The 13,108-nt window shown below is 73.5% G+C and carries 11 protein-coding genes and 1 pseudogene; 8 read left to right on the top strand and 4 right to left on the bottom strand.

Annotation, left to right across the window (positions count from 1 at the left end):
* Positions 1-6: 6 nt before the first annotated feature.
* Positions 7-972, bottom strand: a complete 966-nt coding sequence (locus ACWHYA_RS08055) for a transporter substrate-binding domain-containing protein (protein WP_425943164.1) — start codon at positions 970-972, stop codon at positions 7-9.
* Between the two features lie 285 nt (positions 973-1,257).
* On the opposite strand from ACWHYA_RS08055, the gene ACWHYA_RS08050 reads away from it, so the two are divergent.
* The 7 genes from ACWHYA_RS08050 to ACWHYA_RS08020 all read left to right on the top strand — a co-directional run bounded on the left by ACWHYA_RS08050 (position 1,258) and on the right by ACWHYA_RS08020 (position 9,600).
* Entirely contained in the window at positions 1,258-2,538 is a 1,281-nt protein-coding gene (locus tag ACWHYA_RS08050) for a S1C family serine protease (RefSeq protein WP_425943165.1), read from the top strand.
* Positions 2,539-2,634: 96 nt separating this feature from the next.
* The gene (locus tag ACWHYA_RS08045) at positions 2,635-3,918 is read left to right on the top strand and encodes an NAD-dependent epimerase/dehydratase family protein (protein ID WP_425943166.1); all 1,284 of its coding nucleotides are present in this window, start codon (positions 2,635-2,637) and stop codon (positions 3,916-3,918) included.
* A gap of 16 nt (positions 3,919-3,934) precedes the next feature.
* Entirely contained in the window at positions 3,935-5,104 is a 1,170-nt protein-coding gene (locus tag ACWHYA_RS08040) for a glycosyltransferase (RefSeq protein ID WP_425943167.1), read from the top strand.
* 208 nt (positions 5,105-5,312) lie between these two features.
* Entirely contained in the window at positions 5,313-7,409 is a 2,097-nt protein-coding gene (locus tag ACWHYA_RS08035; RefSeq protein ID WP_425943168.1) for a HelD family protein, read from the top strand.
* A gap of 68 nt (positions 7,410-7,477) precedes the next feature.
* Positions 7,478-8,083 carry a hypothetical protein gene (locus ACWHYA_RS08030; RefSeq protein ID WP_425943169.1) on the top strand — a complete coding sequence of 202 codons (606 nt, stop codon included), beginning with the start codon at positions 7,478-7,480 and terminating at the stop codon, positions 8,081-8,083.
* A gap of 145 nt (positions 8,084-8,228) precedes the next feature.
* Positions 8,229-8,909, top strand: coding sequence for an HD domain-containing protein (locus tag ACWHYA_RS08025; RefSeq protein ID WP_425943170.1), 681 nt, complete (start codon positions 8,229-8,231; stop codon positions 8,907-8,909).
* The gene (locus tag ACWHYA_RS08020; RefSeq protein WP_425943171.1) at positions 8,899-9,600 is read left to right on the top strand and encodes a DNA alkylation repair protein; all 702 of its coding nucleotides are present in this window, start codon (positions 8,899-8,901) and stop codon (positions 9,598-9,600) included. Before ACWHYA_RS08025 ends, ACWHYA_RS08020 begins: the two co-directional genes overlap by 11 nt.
* A 17-nt stretch (positions 9,601-9,617) precedes the next feature.
* Here ACWHYA_RS08020 and ACWHYA_RS08015 read toward each other — a convergent pair whose 3' ends face one another.
* Both ACWHYA_RS08015 and ACWHYA_RS08010 read right to left on the bottom strand, forming a co-directional pair.
* The gene (locus ACWHYA_RS08015) at positions 9,618-10,457 is read right to left on the bottom strand and encodes a DUF4031 domain-containing protein (protein ID WP_425943172.1); all 840 of its coding nucleotides are present in this window, start codon (positions 10,455-10,457) and stop codon (positions 9,618-9,620) included.
* A gap of 10 nt (positions 10,458-10,467) precedes the next feature.
* Positions 10,468-10,788: pseudogene (locus tag ACWHYA_RS08010) on the bottom strand (YnfA family protein); the annotation flags it as partial.
* 235 nt (positions 10,789-11,023) lie between these two features.
* On the opposite strand from ACWHYA_RS08010, the gene ACWHYA_RS08005 reads away from it, so the two are divergent.
* Positions 11,024-11,320 carry a WXG100 family type VII secretion target gene (locus ACWHYA_RS08005; RefSeq protein ID WP_425943174.1) on the top strand — a complete coding sequence of 99 codons (297 nt, stop codon included), beginning with the start codon at positions 11,024-11,026 and terminating at the stop codon, positions 11,318-11,320.
* A gap of 118 nt (positions 11,321-11,438) precedes the next feature.
* On the opposite strand, the gene groL is transcribed toward ACWHYA_RS08005, so the two are convergent.
* On the bottom strand, positions 11,439-13,061 hold the full coding sequence (groL, locus tag ACWHYA_RS08000; RefSeq protein ID WP_425943175.1) for a chaperonin GroEL: 1,623 nt from the start codon (positions 13,059-13,061) through the stop codon (positions 11,439-11,441).
* Between the last annotated feature and the right edge of the window lie 47 nt (positions 13,062-13,108).

Genomic DNA, 13,108 nt, shown 5'->3' with positions numbered 1-13,108 from the left:
GAGGTCTCACTCGCCGGCCTGGTCCGCAGCCTCGTTGGCGGCCTCCAGGTCACCGTCGCAGAGCATCTGGGCCGTCAGACCCTCCGGCGGACGCTCGGCGTCGGTGAAGCCGAACTCGCCGACGACCTCCTCGAAGCCGGCAGAGTCGCCGACGATGTTGGCCAGCTCCTCGTTGTAGGCCTCGAGCAGCTCGGTGTCCTCCGGGCGGAAGACGGTCGAGCCGGCGCTGATCTGCTTGACCCCGTCGATCTCGGCGACGAAGCCGCCGGTGGTCTCCACGCCCGCGTCGGGGTTCTCCTCCGCCATCGTGGAGAGCGTGATGTTGGTCAGCGCGAAGGCGTCGGCGCGACCGTTGGACACCGCGTCCATGCCGTCCTGCGCCGAGTTGACCGTCATGGTGTTCTCTAGGCCGATGTCGCTGGCGTAACCCTGCTCGATCGCCCCGGACTGCACGGCGAGCGTGAGGTCCGAGCCCTCAAAGCTGGCGAAGTCGCTCAGCCCCTCCGGGTTGCCCTCGGGGACCATGAGGGTGCTGGTGTACATGATCGTGGGCTCGGCGAAGGCGGCCCGTTCGCAGCGGTCCGGCAGGATCGACATGCCTGCGGACACGGCGTCGTACTCACCGGCGTTGAGCCCCGGGATGAGCGCGTCCCACTCGACGAGCTGGCCGTCGACCTCGTCGATGCCCATCGCGGCGAAGATCTTCCGGTCGAGGGCGATCGTGGCGCCGGTGAGCTCACCGTCCTCCTCGTAGCTGTAGGGGATCTCCCCGGCGAAGGCCACCTTGATGGTGCCCTCCTCCTGGAGCCGCTCGAGCGTGGACGCCTCCTCGGCGTCGCCGCCGGCGCTCCCGCCGTCGCCGTCGCCGTCGCCGCAGGCTGCAAGGCCGAGGCCGGCGGCCGCCACGGCCGCGATGAAGGAGACGCGACGCCGGGCGGTCGTGCCGCCGGTCGCGATGGTGTGCTGGGTCATGGTCGACCACGGTCCTTTCGGTTGGACGAGGCACATGCCTCCCCGCCGCGCTCACGGATGTGCGAGTACGCGGGGAACAGGTCGCCCCGATTGGACTGGCTGGTAACTCCTCGACCGTGCCAGAGGACCGGTGACGTCTCAACCGTCAGCACGCCTCACGACGGCCGGGATCACGCATCGTTATGCGATAGCAACCTGGACGCGACCGCTCCGTGACCCCTCACGCCCAGGGAACGTCCAGGAGATCTCCAGGCAGGGTCCACCGGCGGATGGTCTCCTGGGACCATGACCACGCCCCACGACGACCTGCGCCCGCACACCCCCACCGACGCCGCCAGCGCCCACCGCGCCACGGCCGGGGGACCCGGGACAGCGCCTCCGGGGGGCGTGCGGGACCGCGGCGGGCGTCGCTGGGGGGACGTCGTGGCGGCCAGCCTGCTCTCGGCCGTGCTGGCCTCCGGCGGGACGTATGCCGTGGTGCAGGCCACCGACGCCGGTGACCCGGCCCCCGCACCGTCGACGAGCGCGGACGCCGTGTCGGCGGCCCAGGACCCGACGTCCGCGCCCGAGGAGGACGGTGCCGCCGACGGCACCACGGTCTCCTTCGCCGGAGACCAGGACTGGGCCGCGGTCGCTTCCTCGGTGACCCCGGGGGTGGTCTCGATCGACGTGGTCGGCCGGCAGGGTCAGGGCTCGGGGTCGGGCGTGGTCTGGGACACCGAGGGGCACGTGGTGACCAACGCCCACGTCGTGGGCAGCGCCGAGCAGGTCCAGGTCGTCCTCTCCGACGGTCGGCGCTACCAAGCCTCGGTGGTGGGCCAGGACCCCTCCAGCGACCTGGCCGTCCTGGCGCTGGAGAACGCTCCGGCCGGCCTGGAGCCGGTGCGTGTGGGGGACGACGGCGTCCTGGCGGTGGGCGACCCCGTGATGGCGATCGGCAACCCCCTGGGGCTGTCCGGCACCGTGACGACCGGCATCGTCAGCGCCCTCGACCGGCCGGTCACCACCCAGGCCACGGGCACCACGCCCGGCGGTGCCCCGGTGGCCACGGAGGTCGTGACCAACGCGATCCAGACCTCGGCCGCGATCAACCCCGGCAACTCGGGCGGAGCCCTGGTCAACGCCGCCGGCGAGCTCGTCGGCATCAACTCCTCGATCGCCGCGCTACCCGCAGCCGGGCAGTCGCAGGCCGGCTCGATCGGCATCGGGTTCGCCATCCCCGCGACCAAGGTGCGGGTGATCGCCGACCAGCTCATCGCGGACGGGACGGCCGAGCACGCCTTCCTGGGCGTCGGTCTGCGCGACGGTGCCGCCGAGATCGACGGGGCCGCCCTCACCGGCGCCCAGGTCAGCCAGGTGGAGCCCGGTTCGCCGGCGGCCGGCGCCGGGATCGAGGACGACGACCTCGTGGTCGCCATCGACGGGGAGCAGGTCCCCTCGGCCATCGCCCTCGTCGGCCAGGTCCGCGAGCGCGCGTCCGGCGAGGAGGTCGAGCTCGACGTCGTCCGCGACGGCGAGCGTCTGCAGGTGACCGTCACCCTGGCCACCCGCCCCGACCAGGGCTGACCCGCCCGGGTCGTCGCGCTCCGCCGCCGCAGGGCGTTGATACGCTCACGAGGCCGCCTGTAGTGCCGCGGCGACCCTGCGACAAGGAGTGCTCACGTGAAGATCGCCGTCCTGGGCGGTGACGGGTTCTGCGGCTGGCCCGCGTCCCTGCACCTGTCCGACCTCGGTCACGACGTCGTCATCGTCGACAACCTCTCCCGCCGGCGGATCGACGAAGAGCTCGGGGCCTCCTCGCTGACGCCGATCGCCTCCCCCCAGGAACGGCTGTCGGCCTGGGAGCAGGTGGGCGGCCGGGAGATCCGCTTCGTCGAGGTCGACGTCGCCCAGGACTACGACGCTCTCCTGGACCTGCTCCTCACCGAGCGCCCGGACGCGGTCGTGCACTTCGCCGAGCAGCGGGCCGCCCCCTACTCGATGAAGTCGCCGGCGCACAAGCGCTACACGGTCGACAACAACACCAACGCGACCCACAACCTGCTCTGCGCCCTCGTCGAGTCCGGTCTGGACACCCACCTGGTCCACCTGGGCACGATGGGCGTCTACGGCTACGGCACGGCCGGGATGAAGATCCCGGAGGGCTACCTGGACGTGGAGGTGGTCCCCGAGGGTGGGGCGGACGGGGACCGTGTCAGCGTGCAGATGCTCTACCCGACCAACCCGGGGTCCATCTACCACATGACCAAGTGCCTCGACCAGCAGCTCTTCGCCTACTACGCCAAGAACGACCAGCTGCGGATCACCGACCTGCACCAGGGGATCGTCTGGGGCACGCACACCGACCAGACGCTGCGCGACGAACGGCTGATCAACAGGTTCGACTACGACGGCGACTACGGCACGGTGCTCAACCGCTTCCTCATGCAGGCAGCGGTGGGCTACCCGCTCACCGTGCACGGCACCGGTGGGCAGACCCGGGCCTTCATCCACATCCGCGACATGGTGCGGTGCGTGCAGATCGCGCTGGAGAACCCACCGGCGCGCGGCGACCGGGTCAAGATCTTCAACCAGATGACCCAGACCCACCGGGTGCGCGACCTCGCCGACCTCGTCGCCCGGATCAGCGGAGCCACCGTCGAGCTGGTCCCCAACCCCCGCTCCGAGGCGCCGGAGAACGAGCTGCACGTGAGCAACGACACCTTCCTCGACCTGGGGCTGGAGCCCACCCTCCTGGAGGAGGGGCTGCTCCTGGAGGTCGAGGACGTGGCACGCCGCTACGCCGACCGGGCCGACCTGGACGCGATCCCGTGCACCTCGGTGTGGACCCGCCAGCAGCAGCCGGGCGTGCCCACCTCCCGCGGCCCCGCCCCCGCCCCGCCGCAGGCCGTCCAGGGGACTGACGGCGCGGTCCCTGCTCCGGCGACCGCCCCCCGGTCCGCCTGAGCGACGGCATACCCCCGTGCGCGTCGCGCTCTTCACCGAGGTCTTCCTGCCCAAGGTCGACGGGGTCGTCACCCGCATCACCCGCACCCTCGACCAGCTGACCGACCTGGGGCACACCGCGCTGGTCTTCGCGCCGGGGGACCCGCCGGAGAGCTACGGGCCCCACCGCGTCGTCAAGGTGCGGTCGGTGTCCTTCCGCCCCTGGTACCCCGAGATCAAGGTGGGACTGCCGACGGCGCGGATCGCCCGGGAGATGATGGCCTTCCAGCCCGACGTGGTGCACGCGGTCAACCCGGTGTGGCTGGCGGCCTACGGCGTGGTCTCGGCCCGGCGGCGCAACCTGCCCCTGCTGGCCAGCTTCCACACCGACGTGCCCTCCTACACGACCCGGCTCGGACTGTCGGCGCTGCGGGCACCCTCGCAGGCGTGGATCACCGGGATGCACAACCTGGCCGAGGTCAACCTGTGCACGTCGGGACAGATGGTCGAGCGCGCCCGACAGGTCGGCATCCGCGAGGTGGACCTGTGGCCCAAGGCGGTGGACACCCGCGTCTACCACCCCGGCGCCCGGACCCAGGAGATGCGGCGCCGCCTCACCGGGGGGAAGCCGGACTCACCGCTCATCCTCTACGTCGGCCGGCTGTCCCGGGAGAAGGATCTGGACCAGCTCCTCGAACCGCTCCGGCGGCTCGCCGGGGCCGGCGCCCGGCTGGCGTTCGTCGGCTCGGGTCCGGGCCGGGCCGAGCTGGAGCGGATGTTCGCCGGGACGCCGACGGTGTTCACCGGCTACCTCGGCGGGGCCGACCTGGCGGCGGCCTACGCCTCGGCCGACGTGTTCGCCTTCCCCTCCACCACCGAGACGCTGGGGCTGGTCGCGCTGGAGTCGATGGCCAGCGGCGTGCCGGTCGTCGGGGCCGACGCCGGCGGGATCCCCTTCGTGGTCGACGAGGGGCGCACCGGCTTCCTCGTGCCGCCGGGCGACGCGGACGCCCTCACCGAGCGGTTGCGCACGCTGGTGACCGACCCCGACCTGCGCAGGCGGATGGGGCGGGCCGCCCGCGACGACGCCGAGACGCACTCCTGGCGCGCCGCGACCGAGTCGCTCGTCCGCGACTACGAGCTGGCGGTCGAACGGCACCAGGGCCGCGCCCCGGTGCCCCGGCTCCTGCGCGCCCGCCACCCCTGACCCACAGCCCCGGCGTGTCGCGCACCGTGCCACCGCCGCTGCGGCGTGTCGCGTGCCGCGTGCCGCGTGCCCCGCAGCCCCGGCGTGTCGCGCACCGTGCCACCGCCGCTGCGGCGTGTCGCGTGCCAGGGCACCTTTCCTGCACAGGCCTCCCGGACCCGCCGGCCGGGTGTATCGTCGTGCTCCCCCTCCTTCCCGAGGTCTCGTCGTGCCTGCTCCGCCACCTCCCCCGCGTCTTCCCCCGACCTCCGCGACCTCCGCGACCTCTGAGCCGGTCTCCGCCCCCGCGGACGAGCTCGCCGCCGAGCGCGCCCACCTGGCCCTCGCCCGCGCCGAGCTGGCCCGGATGCGGGAGCACACCCTCTCACTCGGTGCCGACGCCGGCGACGCGATCGCCGGCGACGCCCTGGCGCACACCCTCTGGTTGCGGGCCCGGGCCCTGCAGGACGACCCCCGCACCACGCTGTTCTTCGGACGCATCGACACCGAGGGAGCCGTCGGCGAGGACAGGCTCTACATCGGCCGCCGCCACGTCACGAACGCGTCGGGCGACCCGGTCGTCGTCGACTGGCGGGCCGGGGTCTCGACGCCGTTCTACCGGGCGGGGCCGACCCAGCCGATGGGCGTGCGGCGACGCCGTCGCTTCGGCGTGGAGGGCGGGCAGATCACGGCGCTGGAGGACGAGTGGCTGACCCCTGCGGACACCGGCCCGGGCGACCCGGACGCCGGCGGAACGGGCCGGAGCGCCCTCCTGGCCCGCGAGATCGAACGCCCCCGCATCGGACCGATGCGCGACATCGTCGCGACCATCCAGCCCGAGCAGGACGAGATCGTGCGCGCCGACGTCTCCACCACTATCTGCGTCCAGGGCGCCCCCGGCACCGGCAAGACCGCCGTGGGCCTGCACCGGGCGGCCTGGCTCCTCTACGCCTTCCGCGAGCGGCTGGCCCGCTCCGGGGTCCTCGTCGTGGGGCCGAACCGCGCCTTCCTCGAGCACGTCGGCGCGGTCCTGCCCTCCCTCGGTGAGATCACCGTGCGGCACACCACCGTCGAGGAGCTGCTCGCCCACGCCCCCGTCCGCGCGGCCGACCCCGCCCACGTGGCCCGGCTCAAGGGCGAGGCCCGGATGGCCCAGGTCCTCTCCGACGCGGTCTGGTCCTCCGTGCGTCCGGCTCCCGAGGCGCTGGTCGTGCCCCGGGGGTCGCGCCGCTGGCGCCTCCCGGCCTCCCAGGTCCAGGACATCCTCGACGAGCTGCGCACCCGGGGCGTGCGCTACGCCGCGGCGCGCGCCATGCTGCCCCACCGGCTGGCCCACGCCGTCCTGCTGGAGATGGAGCGGGCCGGCGACTCCCCCGACGACCGCGTCCAGGACGCCGTCGCCCGCTCGGCCCCGGTCAGGGCGTACGTGAAGCAGGTCTGGCCGCAGCTGACCCCCGGGTCCGTCCTCGCCGGCGTCCTCGGCACGGGCGACGGCCTCGCGCCGGACCAGCAGGACGTGGTGTGGGCCCGGCCGCCCCGTTCACCGGGCTCGGCGCGGTGGAGCGTGGCCGACCTGGCGCTGCTGGACGAGGTCGCCGACCTGCTCGAGCGGACCCCGAGCCTGGGCCACGTGGTGCTCGACGAGGCCCAGGACCTCTCCCCGATGCAGCTGCGGGCCGTCGGCCGGCGCGCCGCCACCGGGTCGCTCACCGTGCTGGGGGACATCGCCCAGGGCACCACCCCCTGGTCGACGGACAGCTGGGAGGAGTCGCTCACCCACCTGGGAAAGGACCCGCACGCCGACGGGACCCACCTGGAGGTCCTCGTCCGAGGCTTCCGCGTGCCCGCCTCGGTCATCGGGTATGCCGCCCGCCTGCTTCCGCACGTCGCGCCGGGTCTGGCGGCTCCGGAGTCGGTGCGCACCGACCCCGGACGGCTGGACGTCCTGCAGGTGCCCGACGCGGTGGCCGGCACCGTCGCCGCGGTCGCCGCGGCGGCCCAGGACGAGGGCACCGTCGGGGTCGTCGTGCCCGACGCCTGGGTCGACCGGGTCGCCGCCGCCCTGACCGTCGCCGGGCTGGAGCACGAGGTGCTCGACGGCGAGCACGCCGAGGAGCGGCTGCTGCCGGTGCACCTGGTCCCGGCAACGGTGGCCAAGGGCCTGGAGTTCGACCAGGTCGTCGTGGTGGAGCCGGCCGACATCGCCGCCGCCGAGCCGGACCTGCGCAGCGGCCTGCGCCGGCTCTACGTCGTGCTGACCCGGGCGGTCAGCGGCCTGACGGTCGTGCACGCGCGACCGCTGCCCGCCCCCCTGCGGCAGGGGTGAGGTCGCACCCGGCCGGGGCACGGCATACCGTGGGACCAGACGAACCACCCCACCGACAAGGAGCAACCATGCACCCCACCCACGTCCCGCTGCGGCTGACCACCGGCGCCTTCATCGTCAACTCCGGGCTCACCAAGCTCAAGGCCGACGAGGAGGCCGCCGAGCAGATGCACGGCTGGGCCTCCAGCGTCTACCCGGTGTTCAAGGACATGAAGCCCGCCGACTTCACCAAGCTCCTGGGCTACGGCGAGATCGGCGTGGGCGCTCTCCTGCTGCTGCCCACCGTCCCCTCCGCGGTCGCCGGAGGGGCGCTCACCGCCTTCGGCGCAGGCCTGGTCGGCATGTACCTGAACACCCCCGGCATGACCCAGGACGACGGCATCCGGCCGACCCAGGAGGGCACTGCGGTGGCCAAGGACGTCTGGCTCGTCGGTGCCGGTCTCACGCTGGCGATGCAGTCCTTCCTCTCCGGCACCAAGCACGCGGCCGAGGCGGTCGCGGGCGGCGTCACCGGGGCCGCCGGCGCGGTCGCCTCCGGGGTCACCGGCGCGGTCGGCTCCGGTTCGCACAAGGCGGAGAAGGGCGTCAAGGGCCTGCTCAGCAGCGCCCACGACGCGCGCGAGGACCTCGCCGACACCCTGGCCGACCTCGCGGAGTCGCTCATCAAGCGCTGACCGGCCCGGCACCGTCGACGGCGACCCGGCACCCGCCGCGGTCGCCGTCGCCGTCCGCGCCGTGGTCCACCGACGCCTGCAGCACCGTGGCCCTCGCCCGCCGGCGGGGTCCCGGCCCCGCACCCGCCGTGGCAGGCTGACGACCATGACGCCGGACCCCGAGGCCCTGCTCGACCGCTGGCTGCTCGACGCCGCCGTGCTGGCACCGGACGCCGGGCGCGACCGGTGGCTGGGCGAGGGCTCCCGGCTGCTGGCCGGGTGGACCGAGCCGCACCGCCGCTACCACACCGGCGAGCACCTCGCGGAGATGCTGGCCGCCCTCGACGAGCTCGAGGCCGCCGTCCCGCTGGCCCCCGAGGACGCGCTGGTCGCACGCACCGTGGCGTGGTACCACGACCTGGCCTACGACCCCCGCGCCGCCCCGGGCAGCAACGAGCACCGCAGCGCCACCCTGGCCCGTGACCACCTGCACCACCTGGGGGCCGACGACGTCGTGGTGGACGCCGTCGAGGCGGGGGTGCTCATGACGGCCACCCACGAGGTCCGGGCGGACGCGCGGCACCCGGCGGTGCAGGCGGCGGTGCACGACGCCGACCTGTGGATCCTGTCCGCGCCTCCCGGCCGCTACGCCGCCTACCGCGCGCAGGTCCGGCAGGAGCACGCCTCGGTCCCCGACGCCGCCTTCCGCACCGGACGGGCCGAGGTGCTGCAGGCCTTCAGCGCCCGGGACCGCCTCTACCGCACCGCGCACGCCCACGAGCGCTGGACGGCCCGGGCACGGGCCAACCTGCGCGGCGAGCTCGCGGAGCTGGACCGTGGGGCCTGACGCGGCGCTGGTCGCCCAGCTGCGGTCGGCCCTGGCCGCCGCCGGCGAACCCGGACGGGCCGCCGGGCAGCAGTCCTACATGAAATCGGCCATGCCCTTCCACGGCATCACCGCGCCCGAGCTGCGGGGCCTCCTGCGTCCGTTGCTGCGGGCGTGGGCGCCGGCCAACCGCAGGACCTGGGAGGCGACCGTCCGGGAGCTCTGGGACGGCGCGACGCACCGCGAGGAGAGGTATGCCGCGCTCGCCCTCGCGCAGCACCGCTCCGCCCGCGGGTGGCAGGACCCCGACGTGCTCCCCCTGCACCGGCACCTCGCGGTGACCGGCGCCTGGTGGGACCTCGTGGACACGGTCGCGACCCGGCTCGTCGGGCCGGTCCTGCTGACGTACCGGGACGCCGTCACCCCCCTCATGGACGACTGGGCCACCGGGGAGGACCTCTGGCTCCGGAGAGTGGCGATCCTGTCCCAGCTCAAGCACCGGGAGGCCACCGACACCGCCCTGCTCGAGCGGTGCGTCGCGGCCAACCTCCAGGACTCCCCCTTCGGAGGCGAGTTCTTCGTGCGCAAGGCCCTGGGCTGGGCGCTGAGGGAGCACGCCCGGACCGACCCAGCCTGGGTGCTCGCGGTGCTCGCACGCCACGGCGACGGGCTGAGCGGCCTGACGAGGCGTGAGGCCGCCAAGCACCTCTGAGCAGGCGGCGTAGGACGTCAGCCCCGCTCCCACCACCAGTCCACCAGCGGCCACCACGGCTCGTGCCCGGCCAGCTCCACGGCGTCCCGGCGGGTGAACCACCCGGCCTCCAGCACGTCGTCCAGGTCGGGCCGCAGCACCGGCAGGCCGTCCGGGGCCGGGACCGTACCCGGTCCCCCCGGTGCGGACCGGTCGGCCCTCGACCGGCCGTCGGACCGCGGGGCCACCACCGCCCCGAACACCTGCAGATGGTTCACCCCGGTCTCGAACGGACGCGGATCGACCCCGTCGGGCACGGTGATGCGCTCGTAGCCCACCGCCACCAGCGCATTGGTCTCCAGCACCAGCCCGGTCTCCTCGACCACCTCCCGCACGGCCCCCTCCCGGACGCTCTCCCCGCGCTCCCGTTTGCCGCCGGGCGGTGACCATCCGGGACGGGAGGCGTTGCGCACCAGTGCCATCCACTGCTGCGCACGCACGAGGACGACCGCGGCGCCGGCCTGCGTCTGCTCCAGGCCGGAGGCGACCACGTCCAGGACGTGGGGCGCCGACGTGGCCGTCGACAGGCCGTTCTCCACCCGCGCCAGCGGGCGCTCCCCCCGCCGCTTGCGGAAGCGCAGCCCGCTGTCCCGCAGCCGGCGCGCCAGCTCCGTGGCCGGCACCGGCACCGCACCCGCGGCGACGAGGGCGGCATACCGCTCCTCGGGGACGTCGTAGTGGTCGCCCTCGAAGGCGCGCTCGGGCAGGCCGACCGCGCGCGCGAAGGCGTGCAGCTCGGCCAGGGAGGAGTCGCTGATGAGGTGGGAGAAGTGCCGTCCGTGGGCGGGCCACAGGGGCGGGTCCAGGTAGACGGTCATGCCACCGGCCGGGGGCGTACATGATCAGCGCGACCCCCACGAGGCAGGTCAGCGCGCCGAGGACGTCCCAGCGGTCGGGCCGGAAGCCGTCGGCCACCACCCCCCACAGCAGCGACCCGACGATGAAGACCCCGCCGTAGGCGGCCAGGACCCGGCCGAAGTGCGCGTCCGGCTGGAACGCGGCGACCACCCCGTACAGACCCAGGCTGACCACCCCGACCCCCACGAAAAGCCACCCCCGGTGCTCCTTGATCCCCTGCCACACCAGCCAGGCACCACCGATCTCCAGCAGCGCCGCGAGGGCGAAGAGGGCGATCGAGCGTCCGGTCATGGCGTCCGAGACTACCGGGGGCGAGGGGTGTGGCGTCGCGCACGCGGGTCCGGGGGGCGAGCGGCAGGTGGGGCGGGGCCGAGGGGGTATGGCGCCGGGCCGGCCGGACGCAGGTGCGGGGGGAGGTGGGGCGCAGGCCCGGGGAGCTGTGGACAACTCGCCGGGCCTCGCGGTCATCGGGCCTACCGTCGGGGTCGAGGGGGCCGACCGGCCGCCACGACGAGGAGGGACACCCATGAGCAACACGTTCGCCGTCGACACCGCGCGGATCGCCGCCGCCTCCGGCGACATCGAGCGGATCTCGGCCACGATCGAGGCCGAGGTGCGCGCGATGATGGGCAAGCTGACCGCGCTCCAGGACTGCTGGCAGGGGTCGGCGTCCGCCGGCTTCCAGACGGTCACCCAGGACTGGAGCGCCACCCAGGAGCGGGTCCGCTCCTCGCTGCAGCAGATCTCCACGACCCTGCGCACGGCCGGCCAGGACTACGAGCTGGTCGAGCAGACCAACCGGATGCGCTTCCAGACGGGCTGAGGCCGTCGACCCCCTGCACGCACGCCGACGGGGCGGCCCCTCGCTGGGAGGGACCGCCCCGTCGGTGCGATGACCGCCCGCGAGGAACGCGGGCGCGCTGTGCTCCGACCCGGGTGGGTCAGAAGTCCATGCCACCCATGCCACCGTCGCCGGCCGGCATGGCCGGAGCCTTCTCCGGCTTGTCGGCGATGACGGCCTCGGTGGTCAGGAAGAGGGCCGCGATGGAGGCGGCGTTCTGCAGGGCGGACCGGGTCACCTTGACCGGGTCGGCGACGCCGAACTTCAGCATGTCGCCGTACTCGCCGGTGGCCGCGTTGAGGCCCTCGCCGGGGGTCAGGTTGCGCACCTTCTCCGCGACGACGCCACCCTCGAGGCCGGCGTTGATGGCGATCTGCTTCAGCGGCGCCTCGATGGCGACCTTGACGATGTTCGCGCCGGTCGCCTCGTCACCCTCCAGGGTCAGCCCCTCGAAGGCGCTGGAGGCCTGGATGAGCGCCACGCCACCACCGGCGACGATGCCCTCCTCGACCGCGGCCTTGGCGTTGCGGACGGCGTCCTCGATGCGGTGCTTGCGCTCCTTGAGCTCGACCTCGGTCGCCGCGCCGGCCTTGATGACCGCCACGCCGCCGGCCAGCTTGGCCAGGCGCTCCTGCAGCTTCTCGCGGTCGTAGTCGGAGTCGCTGTTCTCGATCTCGGTGCGGATCTGGGACACGCGACCGGCGATCTGGTCGGCGTCGCCGCCGCCCTCGACGATCGTGGTCTCGTCCTTGGTCACCACGACCTTGCGGGCCGAGCCCAGCAGGTCCAGGTCGGCGGTCTCGAGCTTGAGGCCGACCTCCTCGGAGATGACCTGGCCACCGGTGAGGATGGCGATGTCGCCGAGCATGGCCTTGCGGCGGTCGCCGAAGCCGGGGGCCTTGACGGCGACCGACTTGAAGTTGCCACGGATCTTGTTGACCACCAGGGTCGCCAGGGCCTCGCCCTCGACGTCCTCGGCGATGATCGCCAGCGGCTTGCCGGACTGCATGACCTTCTCCAGGAGGGGCAGCAGGTCCTTGACCGAGGAGATCTTGGAGTTGACGACCAGGACGTAGGCGTCCTCCAGGACGGCCTCCATCCGGTCGGTGTCGGTGACGAAGTAGGGCGAGATGTAGCCCTTGTCGAAGCGCATGCCCTCGGTGAGCTCCAGCTCCAGACCGAAGGTGTTCGACTCCTCGACGGTGATGACACCCTCGTTGCCGACCTTGTCCATGGCCTCGGCGATCATGCCGCCGATCTCGGTGTCGGCCGCGGAGATGGACGCGGACTGCGCGATCTGCTCCTTGGTCTCCACCGGCTTGGCCATGCTGAGCAGCTCGTCGTTGACGGCGCGGACGGCCACCTCGATGCCGCGCTTGAGCGCCATCGGGTTGGCGCCGGCGGCGACGTTGCGCAGGCCCTCGCGGACCATCGCCTGGGCGATGACGGTCGCGGTGGTGGTGCCGTCACCGGCGACGTCGTCGGTCTTCTTGGCGACCTCCTTGACCAGCTCGGCGCCGATCTTCTCGTAGGGGTCCTCCAGCTCGATCTCCTTGGCGATGCTCACACCGTCGTTGGTGATGGTGGGCGCACCCCACTTCTTCTCGAGCACGACGTTGCGGCCCTTGGGGCCGAGCGTCACCTTCACGGCGTCGGCCAGGGTGTTCATACCCTTCTCGAGCCCGCGCCGGGCCTCCTCGTCGAATGCAATGGTCTTGGCCATCGTGGTCTGTCCTCCACACGCTGATGGGCGGTTGACCCGCGGTGTCG

The sequence above is a fragment of the Ornithinimicrobium carbonis genome (assembly GCF_977012275.1).
Note: the sequence above shows the minus strand (reverse complement) of the source record. Positions and strands in the feature narration are given on the sequence as shown.

What these genes read in the sequence shown, in the direction of transcription:
- ACWHYA_RS08055 (WP_425943164.1), bottom strand. Translation starts at nt 972, where the DNA reads ATGACCCAGCACACCATCGCGACCGGCGGCACGACCGCCCGGCGTCGC.
- ACWHYA_RS08050 (WP_425943165.1), top strand. Translation starts at nt 1,258, where the DNA reads ATGACCACGCCCCACGACGACCTGCGCCCGCACACCCCCACCGACGCC.
- ACWHYA_RS08030 (WP_425943169.1), top strand. Translation starts at nt 7,478, where the DNA reads ATGCACCCCACCCACGTCCCGCTGCGGCTGACCACCGGCGCCTTCATC.
- ACWHYA_RS08025 (WP_425943170.1), top strand. Translation starts at nt 8,229, where the DNA reads ATGACGCCGGACCCCGAGGCCCTGCTCGACCGCTGGCTGCTCGACGCC.
- ACWHYA_RS08015 (WP_425943172.1), bottom strand. Translation starts at nt 10,457, where the DNA reads ATGACCGTCTACCTGGACCCGCCCCTGTGGCCCGCCCACGGACGGCAC.
- ACWHYA_RS08005 (WP_425943174.1), top strand. Translation starts at nt 11,024, where the DNA reads ATGAGCAACACGTTCGCCGTCGACACCGCGCGGATCGCCGCCGCCTCC.
- groL (WP_425943175.1), bottom strand. Translation starts at nt 13,061, where the DNA reads ATGGCCAAGACCATTGCATTCGACGAGGAGGCCCGGCGCGGGCTCGAG.